Origin of the sequence: Streptomyces sp. MI02-7b, assembly GCF_033793585.1 — a bacterium.
In the GTDB taxonomy this organism is placed as follows: domain Bacteria; phylum Actinomycetota; class Actinomycetes; order Streptomycetales; family Streptomycetaceae; genus Actinacidiphila.
The window spans coordinates 265,156-288,434 of sequence record NZ_JARAWX010000003.1 but is presented as its reverse complement, the minus strand read 5'-3'; the positions used below and the strand labels follow the sequence as shown (position 1 = coordinate 288,434).

At 70.7% G+C, this 23,279-nt stretch carries 21 protein-coding genes and 2 pseudogenes; 12 read left to right on the top strand and 11 right to left on the bottom strand.

Features of this window, described 5'->3' with window-relative positions:
• The first annotated feature begins 1,161 nt into the window (after positions 1–1,161).
• Positions 1,162–7,131, top strand: a complete 5,970-nt coding sequence (locus PV364_RS06005) for a LamG-like jellyroll fold domain-containing protein (protein ID WP_319658620.1) — start codon at positions 1,162–1,164, stop codon at positions 7,129–7,131.
• A 264-nt stretch (positions 7,132–7,395) separates the two neighbouring features.
• Here the strand turns inward: PV364_RS06005 and PV364_RS06000 are convergent, their stop codons facing one another.
• Both PV364_RS06000 and PV364_RS05995 read right to left on the bottom strand, forming a co-directional pair.
• Complete coding sequence (locus PV364_RS06000) at positions 7,396–7,836, bottom strand: DUF4234 domain-containing protein (RefSeq protein ID WP_319658619.1); 441 nt, start codon at positions 7,834–7,836, stop codon at positions 7,396–7,398.
• A gap of 159 nt (positions 7,837–7,995) precedes the next feature.
• On the bottom strand, positions 7,996–8,574 hold the full coding sequence (locus PV364_RS05995) for a MarR family winged helix-turn-helix transcriptional regulator (protein WP_319658618.1): 579 nt from the start codon (positions 8,572–8,574) through the stop codon (positions 7,996–7,998).
• A 68-nt stretch (positions 8,575–8,642) separates the two neighbouring features.
• Here PV364_RS05995 and PV364_RS05990 point away from each other — a divergent pair, with 68 nt between their 5' ends.
• The 4 genes from PV364_RS05990 to PV364_RS05975 all read left to right on the top strand — a co-directional run bounded on the left by PV364_RS05990 (position 8,643) and on the right by PV364_RS05975 (position 11,731).
• Entirely contained in the window at positions 8,643–9,971 is a 1,329-nt protein-coding gene (locus PV364_RS05990; RefSeq protein WP_415924528.1) for an MFS transporter, read from the top strand.
• A gap of 71 nt (positions 9,972–10,042) precedes the next feature.
• On the top strand, positions 10,043–10,453 hold the full coding sequence (locus PV364_RS05985) for a hypothetical protein (RefSeq protein WP_319658616.1): 411 nt from the start codon (positions 10,043–10,045) through the stop codon (positions 10,451–10,453).
• 5 nt (positions 10,454–10,458) lie between these two features.
• Positions 10,459–11,013, top strand: a complete 555-nt coding sequence (locus PV364_RS05980; RefSeq protein WP_319658615.1) for a thiol-disulfide oxidoreductase DCC family protein — start codon at positions 10,459–10,461, stop codon at positions 11,011–11,013.
• A 10-nt stretch (positions 11,014–11,023) separates the two neighbouring features.
• Positions 11,024–11,731, top strand: coding sequence for a TetR/AcrR family transcriptional regulator (locus PV364_RS05975; RefSeq protein ID WP_319658614.1), 708 nt, complete (start codon positions 11,024–11,026; stop codon positions 11,729–11,731).
• A gap of 26 nt (positions 11,732–11,757) precedes the next feature.
• Here PV364_RS05975 and PV364_RS05970 read toward each other — a convergent pair whose 3' ends face one another.
• Positions 11,758–12,153 carry an ATP-binding protein gene (locus PV364_RS05970; RefSeq protein WP_319658815.1) on the bottom strand — a complete coding sequence of 132 codons (396 nt, stop codon included), beginning with the start codon at positions 12,151–12,153 and terminating at the stop codon, positions 11,758–11,760.
• Between the two features lie 287 nt (positions 12,154–12,440).
• On the opposite strand from PV364_RS05970, the gene PV364_RS05965 reads away from it, so the two are divergent.
• On the top strand, positions 12,441–12,620 hold the full coding sequence (locus tag PV364_RS05965) for a hypothetical protein (RefSeq protein ID WP_319658613.1): 180 nt from the start codon (positions 12,441–12,443) through the stop codon (positions 12,618–12,620).
• Positions 12,617–13,642 carry a UbiA family prenyltransferase gene (locus tag PV364_RS05960; protein WP_319658612.1) on the top strand — a complete coding sequence of 342 codons (1,026 nt, stop codon included), beginning with the start codon at positions 12,617–12,619 and terminating at the stop codon, positions 13,640–13,642. Before PV364_RS05965 ends, PV364_RS05960 begins: the two co-directional genes overlap by 4 nt.
• A 23-nt stretch (positions 13,643–13,665) precedes the next feature.
• On the opposite strand, the gene PV364_RS05955 is transcribed toward PV364_RS05960, so the two are convergent.
• A complete protein-coding gene (locus tag PV364_RS05955; RefSeq protein WP_319658611.1) occupies positions 13,666–13,941 on the bottom strand; it encodes an SCO4848 family membrane protein in 276 nt (91 codons plus the stop codon).
• Positions 13,942–14,206: 265 nt separating this feature from the next.
• Between PV364_RS05955 and PV364_RS05950 the strand changes: the two genes are divergently transcribed.
• From PV364_RS05950 to PV364_RS05940, 3 genes are all read left to right on the top strand, one after another.
• Complete coding sequence (locus PV364_RS05950) at positions 14,207–15,511, top strand: D-alanyl-D-alanine carboxypeptidase (RefSeq protein ID WP_319658610.1); 1,305 nt, start codon at positions 14,207–14,209, stop codon at positions 15,509–15,511.
• 184 nt (positions 15,512–15,695) lie between these two features.
• Complete coding sequence (locus PV364_RS05945; RefSeq protein ID WP_319658609.1) at positions 15,696–15,914, top strand: hypothetical protein; 219 nt, start codon at positions 15,696–15,698, stop codon at positions 15,912–15,914.
• A gap of 65 nt (positions 15,915–15,979) precedes the next feature.
• Complete coding sequence (locus PV364_RS05940) at positions 15,980–16,375, top strand: DoxX family protein (RefSeq protein ID WP_319658608.1); 396 nt, start codon at positions 15,980–15,982, stop codon at positions 16,373–16,375.
• On the opposite strand, the gene PV364_RS05935 is transcribed toward PV364_RS05940, so the two are convergent.
• Both PV364_RS05935 and PV364_RS05930 read right to left on the bottom strand, forming a co-directional pair.
• Positions 16,335–16,547, bottom strand: a complete 213-nt coding sequence (locus PV364_RS05935; protein WP_319658607.1) for a DUF397 domain-containing protein — start codon at positions 16,545–16,547, stop codon at positions 16,335–16,337. The two genes, PV364_RS05940 and PV364_RS05935, sit on opposite strands and share 41 nt — an antisense overlap.
• Positions 16,544–17,356 carry a helix-turn-helix transcriptional regulator gene (locus PV364_RS05930; RefSeq protein WP_319658606.1) on the bottom strand — a complete coding sequence of 271 codons (813 nt, stop codon included), beginning with the start codon at positions 17,354–17,356 and terminating at the stop codon, positions 16,544–16,546. Before PV364_RS05930 ends, PV364_RS05935 begins: the two co-directional genes overlap by 4 nt.
• Between PV364_RS05930 and PV364_RS05925 the strand changes: the two are divergent.
• Positions 17,355–17,798: pseudogene (locus PV364_RS05925) on the top strand (ATP-binding protein); the annotation flags it as partial. The gene PV364_RS05930 and the pseudogene PV364_RS05925 sit on opposite strands and share 2 nt — an antisense overlap.
• An 87-nt stretch (positions 17,799–17,885) precedes the next feature.
• Positions 17,886–18,458: a 3'-5' exonuclease gene (locus PV364_RS05920; protein ID WP_319658814.1), complete on the top strand. Its 573-nt coding sequence runs from the start codon at positions 17,886–17,888 to the stop codon at positions 18,456–18,458.
• 24 nt (positions 18,459–18,482) lie between these two features.
• On the opposite strand, the gene PV364_RS05915 is transcribed toward PV364_RS05920, so the two are convergent.
• From PV364_RS05915 to trpS, 5 genes and pseudogenes are all read right to left on the bottom strand, one after another.
• A complete protein-coding gene (locus tag PV364_RS05915) occupies positions 18,483–18,947 on the bottom strand; it encodes a hypothetical protein (protein ID WP_319658605.1) in 465 nt (154 codons plus the stop codon).
• A complete protein-coding gene (locus PV364_RS05910) occupies positions 18,944–19,831 on the bottom strand; it encodes a YihY/virulence factor BrkB family protein (protein WP_319658603.1) in 888 nt (295 codons plus the stop codon). Before PV364_RS05910 ends, PV364_RS05915 begins: the two co-directional genes overlap by 4 nt.
• Before the next feature lie 33 nt (positions 19,832–19,864).
• Positions 19,865–21,276: pseudogene (locus PV364_RS05905) on the bottom strand (pyridoxal phosphate-dependent decarboxylase family protein).
• A 152-nt stretch (positions 21,277–21,428) separates the two neighbouring features.
• On the bottom strand, positions 21,429–22,031 hold the full coding sequence (locus PV364_RS05900; RefSeq protein WP_319658602.1) for a 2'-5' RNA ligase family protein: 603 nt from the start codon (positions 22,029–22,031) through the stop codon (positions 21,429–21,431).
• Between the two features lie 217 nt (positions 22,032–22,248).
• Entirely contained in the window at positions 22,249–23,262 is a 1,014-nt protein-coding gene (trpS, locus tag PV364_RS05895; RefSeq protein ID WP_319658601.1) for a tryptophan--tRNA ligase, read from the bottom strand.
• Positions 23,263–23,279: the final 17 nt, after the last annotated feature.

Genomic DNA, 23,279 nt, shown 5'->3' with positions numbered 1-23,279 from the left:
CACCGGTGTCTGGCTCTGGCACTTCGCCAACTGCGGTGTGGTCAGGGCACACGCAGGCAGCCGAACCAGGTGCAGGCGGGAGGCGAAGTCACCGCCGAAGGCGTGACGAAACGATGAGTCGTCCACCCGCAGGGAGACTTTCGCTCCCCTGGGGCTGGTACTGCGCAGGGTGAAGAGTACCCCGTGGACACCGGCGGCCTGTGCGGTGTTCTGACCCAGCACCGTCACCCGTACGTGCTGCGATCCGGTGACGGCGGTTCCCCGCTGCCGTCTGTCCGCCACGGCACCAAGTAGCACGGGCGTCTTGCCGGCCCGCACTTGTGTCGCCTTGGCAGCCAGGCGCGTCGAGGGAGCCGCTGGTGGCAGGGTCACGTCTGCGCTGCCCGGGGCGGGAAGCTTTGCCTGTGCGGTGGGATCATAGTGCTTGAACCCCGGTTGCGAGGCGCCCCGCTTGGGCGTGGCACGGGTGAACGGTATCCGTTTGTCGTGCGGGATGTCCGGAGCGGAGACATGATGCTTCGCCGCGTCGGCCGCCGCGGCCGTGCCCACGGGCAGCAGACCCGACAGCACCAGAGCGCCGGCCGTGACGAACACCGTGCGTCGATATCTTCGGGTGTGTGAGGCCGACCTCCACTGCCGCCACCCCGCCGCTCGCACCATGATGCGCGATCCCCTCTCTGAGGCAAGAGCACACAAGGCGTCCCAGGACGCCTGAGTGCACATAGAAAGAGGGCACACAAAGCTCACACCCCCCGTGATAAATCACGTTAGGCCGCACACGATCTTCACAGGTAAAGAGTTCCTCGGGAAAGACCCAAGAGAAGTCCCGAGTTGAAACCCAAGTTGTGCTGTATACGGCAAAAGTGGACGATCGGTGGTCGTTGAATGATCAGTGCCGATGGACCTCGCTCGGTTGGGACCTCAGAATGCACAGCGGCGCGGACCCACGGGGGGACCGCACAAGAGCAGTGAAGGATCCCAGCCACGATGTCCGCCTTTCGCACACCCTTGCGTGCGTCCAGACGCCCTGCGGCCAAGCCCATCGCCGCGGCCGTGATCGGGGCCCTGGCCGCCGGGTCACTGACCGCCGCGGTACCGGCCCACGCGGCACCCAGTCGGTCGCCTCGGACGCAGCACCACGGCACGCGCTCTGCCCACCAGTTGAACGCCACGGAATCCGCGTCCGCGCGGGCCAAGACGACCGGCAAAGCGGTAGCCATCGATCAACTCACCGACATCGGCACGATCGTGGTGGCCAACCCCGACGGCACCTTCACCCGCACCGACGCCTCGATGCCGCAACGGACCCGGCTGCACGGCAAGTGGGTCCCAATCGACACCACACTGGTCCGGCAGGCGGACGGGACCTGGGCGCCCAAGGCCGCCGTCACGGACGTCGCCTTCTCCGGCGGCGGCTCCGGCGCGATGGTGACGATGCGCAGCGGCGCGGACAAGCTCGGTTTTGCATGGCCCGGCACACTGCCCGAGCCGGTGATCGCCGGCGACACCGCCACATATCCTGAGGTACTGCCCCAGGTCGACCTGCAACTGACCGCGGATGCCTCCGGATATTCCTCGATCCTCGTGGTCAAGACCGCCAAGGCCGCGGCCGACCCACGCCTGCAGAATCTCGCGCTCGGCACTACGTCCGCCGGTCTCCGGTTGACGCCCACCCGTGACGGCGGCGCCCAGGCCACGGACAGCCACACCGGTGAGACGGTCTTCCACAGCGACACCGCCCTGATGTGGGACAGCGCCGGCCACCACGCGGCGGCCACTCCCCTGGCCCGCACCGCGTCCGCCCCGTCCGCACGTACCGAGCACAAGGCCGCGGCCCAAGTCGGCAAACACCGCGCCCGGATCCGGGTGAGCTTCAAGGCCCATACACAACTACTGCGCTTGGACAAGCAGTTGCTGTCCTCGAAGAGCACCGCCTACCCGGTGTATGTGGACCCGGAGTGGAGCGGCAAACCATCCCAGCTGGACTGGGCACGGATCTCGGACAATGGCTGGAACGTCTACAACTCGACCTCCACCTCGGGTTCCACGAACGCACGCGAGGGCTGGGACAACAACTCCCCGGGCAATGGCGAACGAGCCCGCACCTACTATCAGATGAACACAAGCGGCATCAAGGGTGCCGTGGTAAGCCACGCTTCGCTCTATGTGAAGCAGCTATCCGCCGCCTCCTGTGCGGACACCCCAGCCGCCGTCTACGGCACCGATCGCCCCACTGGTTGGAGTTCCTCGTCGCTGTACTGGGGGCACGAGCCCGGGGGACGGACCGGTTCACTGGGTACCAACCCCAAGAGCCACGAGGCCGGCACTTGTCCGGTCACCGACGGTGCCAACTCTTGGGTCAGTCCGCCGTCGTTGGAGTTCGACGTGACCTCCCGGGCCCAGAGCGCGGCGGCCGGCGGCTGGAGCAGCATGACGCTGATGGTCCAGTCGCCCGACATGAACGACGCGACCCAGTGGAAGCAGCTCGCCTACGGCGGTGGCGCCACCATGTCGGTCACCTACAGCTACCGGCCAAAGCTCAAGAACGGCACCGGTACTCCGGCCATCAAGCCTTCTATCGTGAGCTTGGGCAAGACCATGACCACCACCCACACGCCGACGCTGTCCGCCCGCGCGGTCGACCCGGACCTGGCGGGCGGCAGCGAACTGGTGCGCATCGAATACAACGTCTACAACTCCTCCGGCACCCTGATCCACCAGGGCTTCGGCCCCAGCACGGACTCGAAGAAGCGCGCCCGGTACAGCACCAACGGCAGTGACTGGACCACTCCGAGCCTGCCGGACGGCAACTACACCTGGAAGGCCACCGCCCAGAACGCGGCCGGTTACTGGGCCGGCACCGGCTCGGGCATCTGGACCAAGACGCAGAGCTTCACGGTCGACACCACCGCCCCACCGGCCCCGACGGTGACCTCAAGTCAGTTCCCGGCCAAGCAGATCGGCGCCGCTTTCGGCGACAAGGGCACCTTCACGCTCAGCAACAACCACACCAACAACATCACCGGTTATCTGTTCGCCTTGGATGCCACGCTCGGCAACACGGTCTACACCAGCAGCGTCACCCCCTGGACCACGAGCACGACGATCGCGCCGGGACACGTCTACTACGCCAAGTCGGACAACGGGCCCGGCACCGGCACCGTGGTCCTCAACGGCAGCGCCTCCCCAGCCTTCGCCCCTGCCAAGGCTGGACCGCACACGCTGTACGCCAAAGCCGTGGACCAGGCGGGCTCTACATCCATCTCCCAGACGAGCTACGCCTTCTACGCCGGTACCAGCACGCCCACCTACGCCTACGGCGACAAGATGATCGCCGGCTGGACGGCGACCAACACTGACGGCACGACCACTGTCGTGCCCAAGGCGACCACCACGTCCAAGGGCGGCCAGCTGATCAGCCAGGCGGCGGGCAGCGGTTACGAGTTCGCCGACGGCTACCAGGCCATGCTGGCCAACAAGAGCACCACCTCGAAGGTGGTCAGCGGTGACAGCGCGACCTTCAGCTTCGACATCCCGAAGAACGGTCCCTGGAGCTTCGGGGCCAACCTGACCAAGGCCAAGGACTACGGCATCTACCGCCTGGTCCTGGATGCCGGACAGCCCACCCAGGCCACGCTGATCAGCAGCTTCGACGCCTACAACTCCTACGTCACCACCCAGTTCCTCAATCTGGGCATGCCTCGGGACACGAGCGGCCAGCTGCTCACGCTCAAGCAGGGCGTGCACACCCTGACCCTCTCGGTGACCGGCAAGAACCCCGGCTCAACGGGATATCAGGCAGGACTGGACTTGCTGCGGCTGGCGCCTGCGCTGACCTGCACCGTCAACGTCACGGGCAGCTGTCTGAACAACACCGCCACAAGCACCTTCACCACCGCGACCAGCCCGGCCGACGCCGACGGCTCGGGCAACAGCATCAACTCCGCCGACCTGACGAGCACCGCGGGCTGGCAGAGCGGCAAGACGGTGACCGTCGACGGCGCGAGCGTCACCCTGCCCAAGTTCGGCACCGGCACCTACGACAACATGCTGGCCTCCGGCCAGATCGTCACCGTGCCTAACAGCGGCGTGACGAACACCGGTAGTGCCGTGGTCTTCCTCGGCTTCGCCACCGGCGGCGCGGCAAAGGGTGCCACCGGCACCATCACCTACGCCAAGAACAACTGTCTCAATCCCAACGGCGATCCCGCCGACCAGTCCTACACCCTGGACACGGTGCCCGACTGGCTCAGCGGCTCCGCTTCGGCGGCCTCGGTGACTCTGGTCCACCAGAACCACAGCAACAACACCCAGACCAGCCCCAGCCCCAGCCCGAAAATCTACGCATTCAGCGTGCCGCTGGCCTGCCCCGGCTCGGTCATCAGCAGCATCTCCTTGCCGCTGTTCACCAACGGTGTCCAGGCCGGCCAGCCCACCCTGCACATCCTCGGGATGGGCGTGCGGCCGCTCACGGTTACCGGCATCGGGGCGAGCGCCCGGCACTGGGTCGGCACCTGGTCCTCCGTCCAGGACACCGCCAAGGTGACGCAGTCCGGCGGCGCCACTGCCACCGTCAACGGGCAGACGCTCCGCATACCAGCGCACGTCAGCATCGGTACCGATGACGGCAACGGCGTCCGCGTCCATCTGTCCAACGCCATGGGCACCGCGCCCGTGACCTTCGACGCGGCCTCCATTGCCCTCCAGGACAACACTGCGGGCGGCGCCACGGCCGCCTCGGCGCCGATGGCGGTGACCTTCAGCGGCACCGCCGCCGTCACCGTCCCGGCGGGCGGCGACGTCACCAGCGACCCGGTGACACTGACCGTCCCTCAGCAGTCGACCGTGCTGGTCAGCCTGCAGGTGCACGGCACGGTGACGGCCATGCCCGGCCACGCAGCGGCCCAGACGCCCGTGTGGGTGAGCGATGCGGCCAACCGCACCGGTGACACCGCTGCCACGAAGTACACACAGACGACGTACACCGGTCTGCCCTACCTGGCCGGCATCGACGTCACCACGCCTGTCGATGCCCCCACCGGCTCCCTGGTCCTCTACGGCGACCAGAGCGTCAACGGGGACACCGCGAGCGGCGACGGCCGGCACCACCTCAGCGACGCCGTCACCGACGCTATCGTCAACGACCCCAACGGCGACAACGTGGTGGACTACGGCGTGCTGAACGCCGGCACCAACAGCAACAGCCTGACCAACAACCTGCTGCCGCAGATCACCAATAGCGACAGCCCGGTCAACGCGATCAACCCGCTGGACCGCAATGTGCTGGCCCAGGGCAATGTGCGAACCGTCCTCGTCTCCACCGGAGCCGCCGACCTCCTCAACTGCACGGGCGACGCCAACACCTGCGCGACGAAGGTCGAGAACGGACTGGCGGCCCTCAACAGCCAGTTGAGTTCGTACACCACCGACGACGGGCAGAGCTACGTCAACGGGCAACCGCTGACGCAAAACTCCAACATCACCGTCTACCTCACCACCATCCCTCCATTCACCGCCGCCCATCCGGGAACGGCGGCCCAGGAAGCCGCACGTGAGCAGGTCAACGGCTACCTGCTCGACAACTTCCCGAGCCAGGTCATCGACTTCGCCGCAGCGGTCTCCACAGACGGCACGGCCATCTCGTCGACCGTGAAAACGACGGACCTCTCGGGCGGCACCCCCTCCGACACGTACTATGCCGACCTGGCAAGCCAGTACCTCAACGCCACGAATACCGGTGTGGTCGCCATCGCGCCGAACCTGATCGTCCCGGTCGCAACCGAGGGCGACACTCCCGACAACGAGTGGGACCTGGCTGCCGACGGCACCGACGCACGCGGGGACAACCCGTTCACCGCGGTCGGCGGGGCGACCTTCGGCGCAGCTGGGCCGGACGCGGTCAACGCGCCGGCATCCGCCTCCCACTTCGACGGCAGCACCGGATTCCTGTTGAGCGACCACACCGCCGTCAACGCCCTCGCGGACTACTCGATCTCCGCGTGGGTGAAGCTCGACTCAGTCGACAACCCGGCCACCGCCATCTGTGAGGGGACCAGCCAGCACCAGGCGTTCTACATCGGCTACGACCGGGGCAACCAGGGCTGGATGTTCCAGACCACGACCACCAACGACGACAACGCCGACTTTCCCACAGCAGAAGGCGACACAGGAACCGGTGCCCTGGGCACCTGGACCCACCTCCTGGTCACGTACACCGCTCCCGTCGACGGAGACGCCGGCACCGGCGTCATGTCGATCTACCAGAACGGCACGCTCATGGGGACAGCCGCCAACCTCACCCCGCAGTACGACTCGTCCATGCCCCTGACGGTCGGCGGCTGCATCAACAGCCCCGACCAGACAGACGCGTACAACACCTTCCCGGGCTCGGTCTCGGACGTGCAGGTCTACCCCTACGCCATGGCGGCGAGCGAGGCCGACGCGAACAGCGTGATCGTGCCGAGCGGCTGGGACAACGGCATGCCCGAGGACGAGTGGAAACTCGCCACGAACGGGACCGACACCGCTGCCCTGGACGCGCTCGCCGCCACCGGTAGCGTCGCCTTCAGCGGCGACGCGCCGAGCGGGCTGTCCGGCAGCGCCGCCTTCGACGGCAGCACCGGCTTCCTCAAGAGCAAGCAGAGTGCGGTGGACACACTCGACGACTACACCGTCTCAGCGTGGGTGAAGATCAACTCAGCACTTGGCGCCAGTGCCGTCTGCCAAGGCACCACACAGCACCAGTCCTTCTACCTCTCCTACGACAAATCCAGTGGCGCCTGGATGTTCCAGACCACGACCACCAACGACGACAACGCCGACTTCCCGACCGCCGAGGGGGACAACAACACCGGTGCCATCGGTACCTGGACCCACCTGGTCGCCACCTTCCGGGCACCGGTTCCGGGAGGCTCCACCGCAGGCAACATGGCTCTCTACCAGAACGGCACCCTGATGGGGACGGCCACCAACCTCAGCCCGCAGTACGACTCGTCCCTGCCTCTGACCGTCGGCGGCTGCGTCAACAGCGCTTCTGCCACGACGCCATACCTGGCGTTCCCCGGATCCGTGGCCGACGTCCACGTCTACCCGCGGACACTGTCGGCGGCCGAGGTCGGCGCATTGCACTGACCCGACCGCATCCCCTGTGCCCCGCCGCTCCCAGTCCGAGCGGCGGGGCACGCCCGTGCCCCGCGGGCCGCAGCCCTGTCGACGAATCCTGCTCCGGGCGCAATATTTACGACCATGGCCACGACAACGTCGATCTCCACCTCACCGGGCCCACGCCGTCACCCGCGCCGGAGACAGCGCTGACCCAGAATCGAGGGGCGGTTCCGGAAGGACCCGGTCACCATTGAGCCCGGACCGCCCGCGCTCACCTGCCGCGGAACCGCCCTAGTTGCGGGCGACCCACACCCGGTTGAGCTGTTCCTGGTAGTAGAAGGGCATCAGACCGAGGGCCGGCACGAGGAGGACGCCCTTGAAGCCGGAGGCCGAGCCGGAGAGACCGGCGCGGCGCTGCGCGCGGGCGATGCGGCAGCCGGTGTTGTAGAGGGAGACCGCGGCGGGCAGCAGCAGCAGGGCGCCGAGGGAGACCGCGAGTACGGCGAGGGCCGGACGGACCTTGATGCCGGGGTCGAAGTCGCGCAGTTCGCGGTTGGCGCGGTAGTACCAGATCAGCCAGTAGACGCCGAGGGTCGAGGCGCCCAGGAGCCACACGCGGCCCGGGCGGCGCAGTTCGCCGGAAGGCGTGGCGAGGTACGTGCGGGTGGTGACGGGGAAAACCGGGACGACCGGACGGGTCAGGGTCCGGTACCGGTCCTCGTTGTACAACATGCTGCCCCCGAGCGATATGCCGGCGAAGGTGGCGAGGAAGGCAAAACTACTCGGCGGTTCAGCCGAGTGTCAGGGGTCGGCGGCGACATATTCCGCACAGACTCCCGGGTCAGGATATGGCGATGGCGTGTACGACATGTACGGGGCGGTCGCTGCCGCTCACTTCGCCCCGGTACCGCCCGCACCGCCGCCGTCCGTCCCGCCGGCGTCCGTTTCGGTACCCCCGGCCTCGGCGACCGCCATCACACGGCGCAGCAGGTCGGACAGCATCCTGCGCTCACCCGCGTCGAGGGCGCCGAGCAGCCGGTACTCCTCGTGCCCCAGCACGTCCATCGCGCCGAGCCAGGCGGCGCGGCCGTCGTCGGTGAGCTCGACGTCGACGCGGCGGCGGTCGGTGCTGGAGTGCGTGCGGCGGACGTAGCCGCGGCGTTCGAGGCCGTCGACCCGGCCGGTGACGGACGCGGGGGCGAGGCCGAGGTCGGCGGCGAGTTCGGAGGGGACGGCACGGCCGCCGCGCCCGGCGAGCGCGTGCAGGGTGTGGAACTCGTGCCCCTGGAGGTCGTGGGAGGCCAGCGACTGCTCGCGGACCTTCTGCAGATGCCTGGTGACCAGCTTCATCCGCGTGACGGCGCCCTCGATGTCGGGATCGAGGTCCGGCAGTACGGGCAGCCAGCGCTCGACATGGCCGTCGGTCCAGTCCCGCTCCGTGCCGGTCGCACCCGGTGGCTCTGCTGTCATGGCCTGAATCCTACGGCACCATAAATTTCGGTGGCGAATCATTCGGCACCAAAATACATTGCGTCCTCATGGTCCCCATGACACCGACGCATCCACCGCGCCCGGCGCATCCGCTCCGGCTCCGCGCCTTCCGCCTGCTGTTCACCGGCCGCCTGCTCTCCCTGCTCGGCGACGGGGTCGTACCCGCCGCGCTGGTCATCGCGGTGACCCGGGTGACCGGCGACGTCTCGGCACTCGCACTCGTACTGGGCTGTGCGACGGTGCCGCGACTGCTGCTCCTGCCGCTGGGCGGGGTGGTCGCGGACCGTTTCGACGCCCGCCGGGTGGCCCTCACCACCGACCTCGTGCGCTGCGTGGCCCAACTCCTGGTCGGGGCCGAGTTGCTCGGCCTCCTCGGCGGCGACCCGGTCCTGCTGCACATCGCCGCCGCCGAGGCGGTCGGCGGCGCCGCCTCGGCCTTCGCCATGCCGACGCAGTCGCCGCTCGTGGCCGGCACCGTGGCCGCGTCCGCCGACGGCGAGGCGCGCCGCAGGGCCAACGCGCTGATGGGCATGGCGAGCAGCGCCACCCGGCTGTGCGGGCCGGGGCTGGCGGCGGCGCTGATCTGGGCCGCCGGACCGGGCCTGGCCTTCATGCTGGACGCGGCGTCGTTCGCGGTGAGCGCGGCCCTGCTGACCGCCATCAGGGTCGCACGCGTCCCCCTGCCGCGGGCGTCGGTGCTCACCGACCTCAAGGAGGGCTGGCGGGAGGTCCGCTCTCGTGACTGGTACTGGACCAGCCTGGTGGCGCACGCCACATGGAACGGCGCCGCCGCCGTGCTCACCACCCTCGGGCCGGCCGTCGTGATCGCCCGGCTCGGCGGCGAGGGCGTCTGGTTCTGGGTGTTGGAGGCCGGCGCGATCGGCCTGGTCCTCGGCTCGCTGCCGGCCGCCCGGCTGCGGCCCCGCCGCCCGGTGCTGATCGCCAACCTCGGCCTGGCGACGTACGCGCTGCCGCTGACCCTGCTCGCCGTGGCCGCCCCGGCGCCACTGCTGATCGCGGCCTACGGTCTCGCGATGGCCGCGCTCGGCTTCCTGAGCCCGGTCTGGGAGACCGTCGTCCAGCAGCAGGTGCCGCCGCAGGCGCTGGCCCGGGTCACCTCGTACGACTGGCTGCTGTCGCTCGCCGCGATGCCGTTCGGTTACGCGCTCGCACCGCCGGCCGCGGCCGCGTGGGGCAGCGCGGCACCGCTCGGGGTGTGCGCGGCGCTGGTGGCGATCGCCTGCCTCGCGACGGCGGCGGTGCCGGGCGTCCGCACGGTCGGCTCGTCGGTGCCCGCCGGGTCCCAACCCGGCGCGTCCGCACCCACTGCCGCACCCACCGGAAAGCCCGGAAACCCTGGCCCGCAAGCGACTTGAACGTGTTCAAAAACAGGTCTACAGTCAGTCCCGCAACGGGTTTTGAACACGTTCAAACAAGGGTGGGACCCATGGACCTCACGGTCGTCGCATACGTCATCTACCTGCTGGTCAGCGTCGCGCTGACGGTGTGGGTGGCCCGGACGCTCAGCAAGGCGGGCAAGGTCTTCCTCGAAGACGTCCTGCACGGCAACGAGAAGCTCGCCGATGCCGTCAACCACCTCCTGGTGGTCGGCTTCTACCTCGTGAACCTGGGCTTCGTCGCCCTCTACCTGAAGAACGCGGACGCCGTCGACAACGCCCGCGGCCTCTTCGAGGCGCTGTCGGTCAAGCTGGGCGTCGTCCTGCTGGTGCTCGGTGTGCTGCACCTGTGCAACGTCTACGTCCTGAACAAGATCCGCCGCCGCGGCGTGATGGACCGCGAGCAGACCCCGCCGGTCGCGCCGCAGGGCTGGACGCCCCCGGCCGTCCCCGGGGTGTGACGGTGATGGACCGCACCCCAGCGACCGGGGCCGCCACGGCGGCCCCGGTGCCGGTCCGCCGGCTGACCGTCCTGTACGACCCCGACTGCCGGCTGTGCTCCTTCGTCCGGGACTGGCTCTCCCGCCAACGGCAGCTCGTTCCCCTGGAGACGGTCCCGGTCGGCTCCGACGAGGCGCGGCGCCGCTTCCCGCGGCTGGACCACGCCTCGACCCTGCGCGAGATCACCGTCATCGGCGACGCGGGCCAGGTCTACCGCGGCGACGGCGCCTGGCTGGTCTGCCTGTGGGCGCTGTCGGAGTACCGGCCCACCGCGCACCGGCTCAGCACCCGCACCGGCGCGCCGCTCGCCCGCGGCGCCGTGCTCATGGCCGCCCGCTACCGCGAGTCCCAGTGGAACCGCGGGGCGGCAGGTCCCGGCTGGGGCGGCCGGGTCCACGGGACCGCCGACGGCTGGACGTACCACCCCGAGGACGGCTGGACCCGCACCGGCGGCCCCGCCGGCCCGGACTCCCCCGCCGCACCCGGCGCCTGCGCGGGCGGCTGCGCACCGCCCCGTTAGGCTCTCGACCGTGGACGAAGCACCCCCCGGCAGGACCACCGGGACCCCGCGCACCGCCAAGAGCGAGCAGACACGGGCCCTGATCCTCGAGACCGCCCTGCGGCTCTTCGAGGAGCGCGGCTACGACAAGACGACGATGCGTGCCATCGCCAACGAGGCCGGGGTCTCGGTCGGCAACGCCTACTACTACTTCGCCGGCAAGGAACATCTCGTCCAGGGCTTCTACGGCCGGCTCGCCGCCGACCACGAGGCCGCGGTCCAGGGGGTACTCGCGGAGGGCGGGACCAAGGACCTGGCCGGGCGGCTGCTCACGGTCATGGACGCCTGGCTGGACGTCGCGCGCCCCTACCACCAGTTCGCGGCGCAGTTCTTCAAGAACGCCGCCGACCCGGCCAGTCCGCTCAGCCCGTTCTCCCCCGAGTCGCACCCGGCGCGCGACGCGGCGATCTCGATCCACGAACGGGTGCTCTCCGGCTCGGACATCAAGCTCGACGCCGAACTGGCCGAGGTGCTGCCCGAGCTGATGTGGATGTACCAGATGGGCATCGTCGTCTACTGGGTCTTCGACCACTCCCCCGACTGCGAGCGCACGCGCCGGCTGGTGGCCCGCACCGCACCGCTCGGCGCGCGCATCCTCAAGCTCTCCCGTTACCGGCTGCTGCGGCCGATCGTGCGCGAGGTGCGCGAACTGCTCAAGGAGTTCCTCTTCGAGCGGTAGGGCCCTCCGCGGACCCGGTGCGCCGCTCAGGCGGAGGCCAGCACGGCCCACACCGTCTTGCCGTCCCGGCCGCGTTCGCGCACACCCCAGTTCCGCGACAGCGCCTCCACCAGGCGCAGGCCCCGCCCCGACTCGTCGCCGTCGGCGGCCTCGCGGGGCACCGGACGCACGTGCGCGGCGCCGTCGGACACCTCCACCACGCAGGAGCCGTCCGCCTCGATCGTCACCGCCACCTCGAACTCCCGCTCCAGCAGCGGGCTGTGGCGCACGGCGTTGGTGGCCAGCTCCGACACGACGAGAACCACGGACTCCACCGTCTCGTTCCCCCGCTCCCATCCCACCAGGTGGTCGCGGACCCGGTGCCGGGCCAGTCCTACCGACGTGGGATGTCTGGGCAGCCGGAACGTGCTCCGCCTCATCAGGTCACCCTCCCCATGAGCGAACCTCCCCCTTCACCGTTGCGGCATGCATTTCCGGATTCGGGGCCGCCGAAGCGCCGGACGCCGGAATTGCCGCTCCCGGTGGGCACTTTCCGGCCAAACTCGAACGCCGGGCATGGCGCGGGTCACGTTCGTGCTACCGGCCGTCGCGGCGGCCGCCGCGGGGAACCTGAGTATCCGTACTCATGGCCGGGGACTGAGCGCTCCCGATAATCGTGGCGTCGGGAGCAGCAGGAGCTGCGGGAGCAGCACTCAACGAGGGGCCGACCATGCCTGATGATCCGTCAGCCGATCCGCCGCACCATCCGCCGTCGCGCCGCCCCCGCAGGTCCCCCTGGGCCACCGCGGGTGTCGTCCTGGCGGTCGTCCTGGGGATGACGGGGCTCGCGGTCGTCGGCGTGCTCGTCCTCGCCTCCGTCGCACTCTCGAACTGGGGGAGCAACAAATGAGGGCACGTGTGCGCCTGTTGGTGCTGCTGAGCAGGCCCCCCGTGGCCCTGCTCCTGGCGCTCTACGCGGCGGTCGGCCTGAGCCGGGCCGGCCACGGCCAGGACCCCGTGCCGCTGGCCGGATCGCTCATGGCGGTCCTCGGCTTCCTGCTGTTCTCGGTGGCCTGCAACGACCTGGCCGACGTGGCCGTCGACCGGATCAATCTCCCCGGTGCGGCCGGACGGCCGCTGGTGACGGGCAGCGCGGCGGCGCGGGACATGGTCGTGGTGGCGGTCACATCGGGTGCCGTGGCGCTGGGGGTCAGCCTCGCCCTCGATCCGCGGGCCGCCGCCGTCACGGCCGCCGGGCTCGCGGTCAGCGCCGGTTACTCCCTGCGCCCGGTGCGTCTGGCGGACCGGGGCGCGGTCGCGGCGCTCGTGCTGCCGGCCTGCTACGTCGCCGTGCCCTACCTCGTGGGCGTGTTCGCCGCCCGCCACGCGGTGCGGCCGGGCGACCTGCTGCTGCTGGCGGGCCTGTACATCGGCTTCATCGGACGGATCCTGCTCAAGGACTTCCGTGATCTGCGCGGTGACGCGCTGTTCGGCAAGCGGACCTTCCTGGTGCGTCACGGACGCGGTCCGACCTGCCTCTTCAGCGCCTGCTGCTGGGTGATCGGCACGACGGTGCTGATCGCGGCCGCCCGTCCCGGGCCGGCGTACGCCCTCAGCACCGGCCTCTGCCTGGCCGGGGCCCTGTGGCTGCTGCGCGCCCTGGCCACCGGGCCCGGCCACCGGCGGGAGGAGGCGCTGATCTCCGCGGTCGCCGTCGTGGGGCGCGGGATGATCCTGCTGCTCCTGGCGCACCTGTCGATGCTCCAGGCCCACTGGACCGCGCTCGCGGAGTCGGCCGCCCTGGCCGCCCTGCTCGCGGTGACCGCGGGCCAGGCCACCACGATGGCCAAATACGGTCCGGTCACCCGCTCGACCGTGCCGTTCACCGAAGCGGAGGCCGCGGCCGGGTCCTCCGGGCGGCGCATGGCCTAGCGGCCACCCCGGCACCGCCCCGGTCAGGGCCGCGTCGAGGTCACCGCGTCCGGCGTGGAGCGGCGCAGTGCCCGCAATCCGCGCACGCCGATCACGCCGATCGCGGTGCCGAGCGCGAGCGAGGTGATCGCGAGGGTGAGGTGCACCCAGAAGTACGTGGTCGGCGAGCCGTGGTCACCGCCTTCGAACGCGAGCCCGCTCGCGTCCTTCCACAGGTTCTTGACGAAGGTGGTCCAGACGATCCAGCTCCACACCCCGAAGGCGGCCAGGAACCAGGACACGGGGCGGCTGAGCTTCATACGTCCAGTATGCGGGCCCCTTCGCGGGCCCCGGCACGGGGGCCGCGACGAGGCCGCCACGTGCCCCCGATATCCAATTCCATCCCGTTATGCCCGCTGTGGGGACGGTCCGCCGTCCCTACTCCCCGGCCGGGGACGCACCCCGGCTCCGAACGAGACGGCCGCGCACGGTGGATGGTTGCACTCCGGGGGCGTGGGAACGGTCACGGCCAGGATCAGCCCCCGCGGCTGCCGTCACGTCACCCTCTCCCTGTAGCTTCTCCCCGTGCCCAACTCCTCCCGCCGGTCCGTGCGCCGCCCTGCCCTGGTCGTGTCCGCCCTCGCGCTGTCCTGCGGAGCGGTCCTGACGACCGCCCCCCTCGCCCACGCGAAGGGCCCCTCACCGACCCCCACCCCGACCCCGCCCGCGGGCATGTCGACGGTGGGTGGCGAACGGCTGGGAGCGCCGGGCACGCAGGTCGACCCGCTCGGCGGCGCCCCGGCACTGCCGGCGAAACTCACCGCCCGCTCCTGGATCGTCTCGGACGCCGAGTCGGGCGAGGTCCTCGCCGCCCACAACGCGCACTGGAGGCTGCCGCCGGCGAGCACGCTCAAGATGCTGTTCGCGGACACCGTGCTGCCGAAGTTCGACAAGACGCAGACGCACAAGGTCGCGGTCTCCGACTTCGACGGCGTCGGTGCGGGCAGCAGCCTGGTCGGCATCAAGGAGAACCTGACCTACACCGTCAAGGACCTGTGGCTGGGCGTCTTCCTCCGCTCCGGCAACGACGCGGTGCACGTGCTGTCCGCCATGAACGGCGGTGTCGACGCCACCGTCCTGGAGATGCAGGCCAAGGCCGAGGACCTGCAGGCCGGCGACACCGAGGTCGTGTCCCCCGACGGGTACGACATGCCGGGCCAGGTCTCCTCGGCCTACGACCTCACCCTCTTCGCGCGCTCCGGCCTGCAGAACCCCGACTTCCGCGACTACTGCTCGACCGTGCGGGCCAGGTTCCCCGGCGAGTGGAAGACCACGAAGGCCAAGGGTGGCAAGAAGGCGACGAAGAAGCGCGAGACCTTCGAGATCCAGAACACCAACCGCCTGCTCACCGGCGACTACGACCTGCCGTCGTACCAGGGCATAGCCGGCGTCAAGAACGGCTACACCAGCAAGGCAGGCAACACCTTCACCGGGGTCGCCCAGCGCGGCGGCCGCACGCTGCTCGTCACCGTCATGCATCCGAGCGAGGGCCACAACATGGTCTACAAGGAGGCCAGGCAGCTGTTCGACTGGGGGTTCAAGGCGGACGGCAAGGTGACCCCGGTCGGTGTCCTCGTGCCCCCGAAGTCGGCCCTCGCCACCGCATCGCCGTCGCCCGCGCCGTCCCCCGCCGGCACCGCCCGGGCGGGCAACCCGGCCGACACCACGTCCGCGTCCGCGGCCACCTCGTCCGGCGGCGGTCTGTGGACCGCGCTCGCCGTCACCGGCGGATCGGCCCTGGTCGTCGCCGCGGTCGGCTTCTTCGTCCGCAAGCGCTGGCCGCTCCCGAAGCGGACCACCACCGCCGAGGCCGGCGCCGACCGGTCCTAGGCCCCGTCGCCGCTCCCGTCCGGCCCCCGCGCTTCCCGCGGGGGCGCTCGACGGCGCTCATGCGGCGCGTGCGCCCACCCCGCTCCGACCGCCCCCCACCGCGCAGGTGGCACGGACCCCCGCCCCGGACATGACCCAGGGGACAGGGACGCGGGAACACGGGGACACCGAGGGGAAAAGGTCAATGGGCATACTGTCCGTCATCGGACTCGTCATGGGGCTCGCGGTCGCCGTCTACTGCGTCCGGGCCGCCTTGCGCACCAGGATTCCCGCCGCCCGCTTCGGCTGGGCGGCCGCCGCTCCCGGGGCGGTCGTCGCGGGGACCTACCTGGCGGGATTCATCCTGGTCACCGCGGTCGTCCTGGCCGTCACCTGGTTCACGGTCGCACACTTCCTGCGCTGAACCGATGAGTCGGCGGCGGTCCGCCGGTCCACCTCCCCGTACACCCGACACCGGAGGAGACCACCATGACCGCCGCCGCTCCCGCGTCCGCTCCCGCCGTTCCGCGCCCGGGCCGCCGCGCGAACGCCGTCCTGTGGACGCTGCAGATCGTCCTCGCCCTGTTCTTCGCGTTCGCCAGCGCCATGCCGAAGCTCATCGCCCACCCGTCGGCGGTCCAGAGCTTCGACACGATCGGCTACGGCACGTGGTTCATGTACCTCATCGGCACCCTCGAACTCGCCGGCGCCGTCGGCCTCGTCCTCCCGCGCCTCGCCGGCATCACCGCGATCGCCTTCATCGGCCTCATGACCGGGGCCGCGCTGTTCCAGATCGCCTGCTTCGACGGCGAGAACGTCGCCACACCGGTCGTCATCGGCCTGCTCATGGGTCTCGTCGCCTGGCGCCGCCTGCGTCGTGCGTGACCGCGAACCCGACGAACGCGCGCCATGCGTCGGGCGTGAACGTCAGCCTGGCCCCGGCCCTGTCCTTGGAGTCCCGCACGAGGACGGCCCCGGGGCCGAACGCGACCTCCACGCAGTCGCCGCCCTCGGAGTTGCTGTAGCTGGACGTGAACCAGACCGGCTCGGTTCTCAAAGCGCCTCCGCCAACTCGCGCATGAACCGCGCCGACTGCTCCGGGCCGAGCGCCTGCCGGGCGATCATGTCCTGCCGCCGCATGACGATACTGACCTTGTCGGGCTCCGCATACAGCACGCCCGTCGTCTGCCCCTCCTCGTAGACCATGTGATCGTGCTCAGGCGTCTCCAGAAGCACGAACGGTCCGAGCAGGCCGCAGTGGAACCCGCCGCCGGCGGCCATGACCTGGATCGTGACGTTGCGCCGCTCCCCCACCCGCTGCAGGTGCTCCAACTGCCGCGCATGCGCGTCCCGGTCACCGAAGCGACGGCGCAGGGCGGCCTCCTCGACAACGAAACTGAACGACTTCGTCGGCTCGCCCAGCAGGTTCTGCCGTTCCAGCCGGGCCGCGACACGTTCCTCGACGGTCTCGTCACCGAGCGGGGGCCAGTGCGAGGCCAGCAGGCGGTGCGCGTACTCCTCGGTCTGCAGCAGCCCGGGGACGTACTGCGCCTCATAGGCGTAACGAGCGATGGCCTCCGCCTCGTACCGCATGAAGTCCAGCGCGTACGAAGGGAACCGCTCCGGTTTCAGGAACGCGTCCGCCGCCGTGAGTTTGCCGCCCGCGCCGCACATCTGGTCGGCGACCTGGAGGAGCCGGATCGTGGGCCGGCGCCGGCCGAGCTCCATGGAGCGCACCGTCTCGCAGCCGTAACCCGCCTCGTCGGCGAGCTGTTCGCGGGAGACGCCCGCCTGTTCGCGCCAGAGCTTGACCTGGTTGCCGCAGTAGCGCCACGCCATCGGGGGCGGGGACGTCTCGCTCGCCATGGGGTACAACCACCCTCCGTACACGCCTGGTCACTTCCGAGGCTACGCACTGACCTGCACCTTTGGAGTCATGAACGAGACAACTCCCCCGACGGAGTGGCGCTTTCCGCGCCGGGCCCGCAGTGTGCGCCTCGCGCGGGCGCGGTTGCGCGAGCAGGCCGCGGTGTGGGGTCTGCCCGTGGAGACCACGGAGACGGCGGTGCTGCTGCTGAGCGAGCTGTTGACCAATGCCGTCCGCCATGCCCGGGTACCGCCGGACCGCCACGTGGCGGCGCGGGCCGTCCTGACCGGGGACCGGCTGCGGGTGGAGGTGTGCGACGCGAGCGACACCCACCCGCGTCCGCGAGCCGCGTCACCGGAGGACGAGTCGGGGCGCGGTCTGGGGCTGGTGGAGGCGCTGGCGGACGCGTGGGATGTCCGGCCCCGTCCGTACGGGATCGGCAAAACGGTCTGGTTCGAACTGAGAGTGGTAAATGCCTGCGCAAAGAGTAGTGACCCATGGCCGGAAACAGACGTACTGTTTCCCGTCATGGAGAGTGATGAGGGACTGCTGAACGTCATCGATGTCGAGGCGACCTGCTGGGACGGCGAGCCGCCGCCCGGAGCGGTGAGCGAGATCATCGAGATCGGTCTGACCGTCGTGGACCTCGCCCGGGGCGAGCGCGTCGCCCGGCACCGCATCCTCGTACGGCCCACGCGGTCGCAGGTGAGCGACTTCTGCACCGAGTTGACCGGGCTCACGCAGGCCGAGGTCGATCAGGGCGTCGACTTCGCCGACGCCTGCAAGCTCCTGGCGGCCGAGCACCACGCCGGCCCCCGTGCGTGGGCCAGTTGGGGCGACTACGACCGGCACCAGTTCAACCGGCAGTGCCGGGCGACCGGGACGACATACCCCTTCGGCAGCCGGCACATCAACGTCAAGACACTTTTCACTCAAGCGCACGGCCTGGCCAAGCGGCCCGGCATGGTCGAGGCCCTGCAGATCGCCGGGCTCCCGCTCGAAGGCCGTCACCACTGCGGCGAGCACGACTCCTGGAACATCGCCGCCCTCGCCCTGGCGCTCACCCGCCTCGGCGCCTGGCCGGGCCTGCCGGGCCGCTGACCGCTCCCGGCGCGGCGGGGCGCGTCACGGCGTGCCGCGGTAGCTGACGTGGTCGCCGCCGCGGAAGAAGACGCGCCAGGACTCGGCGGGTTCGGAGGTGACCGGGAGGACCTCCAGGACCCAGGCGTCCTCCATCTCCACCGTGACGCGCCCGCCGTCCCCGAGGGTGGAGCGCACGACGTCCAGCGGATGGTCGCCCAATCGCCCGCACAGCTCGCGCGCCTGCGCGTCGTAGCGCGTGGTGGAGTCGGCGAGGGCGACCACGGGGTCGGCGCCGCGGGCCTTCGGCCACCGCATGTCCTCGGAGCCGAGCACGAGGTCGCCCCCGTGCGTCATCCGGAACGGGCAGTGCGCCTGGAGGACCGCGCCGGGCGTCAGGGACTCACGGGTCGCGAACGCGAAGACACCGGTGAGCCCGTCCCGGTCGATCCCGGTCAACGTGTAGGGGACGAGGCAGGCGACGGCCTCGTTCAGGGCGATCTCGGTCAACTCGGCTCCTTGGTCCCGGCCGCGGCCCGCAGCTCGGCGCTGTGCGGCGTGGCCGTCCACGCCGCGCAGTACAGCAGCAGCTTTGCGGTGAAGTTCATCCACAACAGGAGCGCGATGGGCACCCCGAAGGCCCCGTACATGCTCTTGGTGGCGACGCTCTGCAGATAGCCGCTGATCAGCAGCTTCAGCACCTCGAAGCCGACGGCTCCTATCAGGCTCGCCACGATCACGTCGCGCCGGTCGGGGCGCACGCCCGGCAGGAGGGTGAGCAGGTAGGCGAAGATGCCGACGTCGATGAGGACGGCGACGCAGAAGCCCACGACGGACAGCAGGACCCGGCCGGGGCCGTTCTCGTCCAGGCCGACGGCGTCGCCCAGGCGGTTGATGGCGGAGCCCGCGAGGGTCGAGCAGGCCACGGAGAGCAGGGCCACCGCGCCCAGGCCGATCAGGACGCCGAGGTCCTTGAGCCGGTCCAGGAAGGGGTTGCCGTTCTCGTCGTCCTTGTGCCAGATGGCGCGCAGGCAGTCCCGCAGCGCGGCGACCCAGCTGACGCCGGTGAGGACCAGCAGGATCGCGGCGATGGCCCCGACGGTGCCGGCGTTGTCCACCAGCCCGTTGATGTTGAGTTTGTCGGCGATCCCCGGCACCTGTTCGGCGAGCTTGTCCTGGAGCTGCTTGAGCTGGGAGGGGGACAGCAGTGCCGCCCCAACCGCGGCGCCGACGGTGAGCAGCGGGAAGAGCGCCACGAAACTGACGAAGGTGATGGCGGCGGCGAGCCGCGTCCAGTGGACGCTCTCCAGGTGCTCGTAGGTGCGCCAGGCGTGGGTGCGCATGAGCCGCGCGATCCACGGACCGATCACCGGGATTTTCGTCAGCCATTCCATACCGCGCGCCTACCCTCCGTCACCCCCTGCACTCTAGGTGGCGGGCGCCGTGGCGGCGGTGACCGCCTCGAAGACACGGTCCGTGTCGGCCTCGGACGTCCGCCAGTTGCTGAAGGCGGCACGCAGGGCCGGCACGCCCGCGTGGACCGTCGGGGTGAGGAAGGCCTCGCCGGAGGCGGCGACGGCGCGGGCGGCGGCGGCGACGCGCTCCCGGAGTTCCTCCACCGGGGCCTCGCCCGCGAAGGTGAAGCAGACCACGTTGAGCCGGACGGGGGCGAGCAGCCGCAGGTGCGCCGTGCCGGCGATGCGGTCCCCGAGGCGGTGGGCGAGGGCGATGTTGCGCTCGACGATGTCGCGATGGCCCTCCCGGCCGTAGGCGGTGAGCGAGAACCATGCGGCCAGGGCGCGCAGGCGGCGGGAGCTCTCGGGTGTCAGGTGCAGGAAGTCGGGGTCGGGCAGGTCCGGCAGGCCCAGGTAGGGCGCGGCGTTGTGGAAGACCCGCACCTGCAGGTCCTGGCGGCGGGTGAACTGCACGGCGGCGTCGTAGGGGACGTTGAGCCATTTGTGGAGGTCGACGCAGACCGAGTCCGCTGCGTCCACCCCGCGGTGAGACGGGCGTGACGGGGCGACAGCGCGGCGAAACCGCCGAAGGCCGCGTCGACGTGCAGCCAGAAGTCGTGACGGTCCTTCAGGGCCGCGATGGCGCGCAGGTCGTCGAAGTCCACGGTGTCGACGGTGCCGGCGTTGGCGACCACGATGGCGGGCCTGCCGTCGAGCGCGTCCAGCGCCTCCGCCAGCCGGGCGACGTCCACCGCCTCGCGGCCGCCCGGCAGCAGCGGGACACGGGTCAGGCACGCGCGGCCGAGGCCGAGGACCGACAGGGCCTTTTCGGTACTGGAGTGCGGCGCGCCGGACAGCACCGTCACGGGGCCGAGCGCCGCGACGCCGTCCCGGGACACCGACACGCCCTGCCGCTCGCCGAGCCATTCGCGGGCGACGGCCAGACCCACGGTGTTGGAGACCGTCGCGCCGGTGACGAACGCACCGCTGTGCGCGGTGCCCAGGCCGAACAGCTCACGCAGCCAGGCCAGGGTCTCGCGCTCCAGGGCGCCGGCCGAGGAGCCCGTGTCCGAACCGGCGTTCTGGTCGTACGCGGCGGTCAGCCAGTCCCCCGCGACGGCGGCGGGCGTGGCACCGCCGGTGACGAAGCCCAGGTACCGCGGACCCGCACTGCCCGAGAACCCCGGTGCCCAGCGTCGCGCGAAGCGCTCCAGCGCGCCGTCCGCACCGACCCCGGCATCCGGCAGCGGCTCCGGCGCGGGGGCCGGGCCGGGGTGGGCGGCCGGCCGCTCGTCGACGGCGGCCAGTTCACGGGCGGCGAGATCCGTGACGGAGCGCAGGAGGTCGGGGAAGCGGTCGCGGTCCGCCGCGAGGAGGGCATCCATGGCGGCAGCCTAGGCACGCCGCGGTCAGCGGGTCCGGGGCCACCAGCGAAGAAGTGGCCCGCCGGCGGCGTCACCCGGCAGGCGGCGCGGCGTCGCGCGGACCGGCGTCGTCCACGGGTCCGGGCCGGCCTGCTCCGGCCGGCCCGGGCCGCTCACGCGGGCTGCGTACCCCGCGCGGGAGCCGTACCGAGTGGTTCGCAGGCCCCCGGCTGCTGGGGGAGCAGGGGGTGGGGGGCGGCGGCCCCGAAGGCGTAGTCGCGCAAGGGGCGCCAGACGCCCTCGTCGTCCTGCTCGTAGAGGGAGAAGCAGGTGGCCGTCCACGCGGCGGTGAAGTCGGCGAGCTCCATCTGCGCGCGGTCCAGCGCCTCGTCCGGGATGCCGTGACCGATGGTGACGTGCGGGTGGTACGGGAACTGCAGCTCGCGGCGGACCGGGCCGGAGCGCACCCGCTCCTGCAGTTCGGCGCAGTCCAGGCCGCCCTGGGCGAGCTCGACGAAGACCACGGGCGTCAGCGGCCGGAAGCTGGCCGTTCCCTCCAGGCGCATCGGGAAGGCGTGGCAGGCCGCCGCGACCTCGCCCAGGTGCTCGCGGAAGGCCGGGAGGACGGCGGCGTCCACCTCGGTCGGCGGAAGCAGTGTGACGTGGGTGGGGATGCAGTAGGCCACTGGGTCCCCGAAGTCGGCGCGGCACTGCTGCAGCAGGCTGCCGTACGGCTCCGGGACCGCGATGGACACGCCGATCATGCGGTTTCCCACGAGTTCACCCCTTTCCCGGTCGTACCCCGGTCCTCGCACCGTCGGTTTCCGGCCCGCTCCCGTCCGGTCCCGGGCGGGCCGGAGGCATCGTACGCACGGTGTGCGGCACAGCGCCTCCGCAGCAAGTGTGACGCGCTCGCGCCCCGAGGCGCGAGCGTCGTCCGTCACATTCGCGCGGGACCAAAGGCCCGCGCCACGGGGTGCCGGAATGCCCCGTTCAGTGCTTGGCGGGTAGGAAACCGACCCGGTCGTAGGCGTTCGCCAGGGTTTCGGCGGCCACGGCGCGGGCCTTCTCCGCGCCCTTGGCCAGCACCGAGTCCAGGCTCTCCGGGTCGCCCAGGTACTCCTGCGTACGCTCGCGGAACGGGGTGACCCACTCCACGAAGACCTCCGCGAGCTCGGTCTTCAGCGCGCCGTAGCCCTTGCCCTCGTACCGCTGCTCCAGTTCGGGGATCGCGGTCCCGGTGAGGGTGGAGTAGATGGTCAGCAGGTTGCTGATGCCCGGCTTCTCCTGCTCGTCGAAGCGGATCACGGTGTCGGTGTCGGTGACCGCGCTCCTGATCTTCTTTGCGGAGGCCTTCGGTTCGTCCAGGAGGTTGATGAGGCCCTTCGGGGACGCCGCCGACTTGCTCATCTTCGCCTGCGGGTCCTGCAGGTCGTAGATCTTCGCCGTCTCCTTGACGATGTACGGCGCCGGGATGGTGAAGGTGTCGCCGAAGCGGCCGTTGAAGCGCTCCGCGAGGTCCCGGGTGAGCTCGATGTGCTGGCGCTGGTCCTCGCCGACGGGGACGGCGTTCGCCTGGTACAGCAGGATGTCCGCGACCTGCAGGATCGGGTACGTGAACAGGCCCACCGTCGAACGGTCGGCGCCCTGCTTGGCGGACTTGTCCTTGAACTGCGTCATGCGCGACGCCTCGCCGAAGCCGGTGAGGCAGTTGAACACCCAGCCGAGCTGCGCGTGTTCGGGGACATGGCTCTGCACGAAGAGCGTGCAGCGCTCCGGGTCGAGCCCGGCCGCGAGCAGCTGCGCGGCGGCCAGCCGGGTGTTGGCCCGCAGCTCCGCCGGGTCCTGCGGCACGGTGATCGCGTGCAGGTCGACGACCATGTAGAAGGCGTCGTGCGACTCCTGGAGGGCCACCCACTGGCGGACCGCGCCCAGGTAGTTGCCCAGGTGGAACGAGCCTGCGGTGGGCTGGATGCCGGAGAGCACACGGGGACGATCGAGAGCCATGCCACTCATTCTCTCAG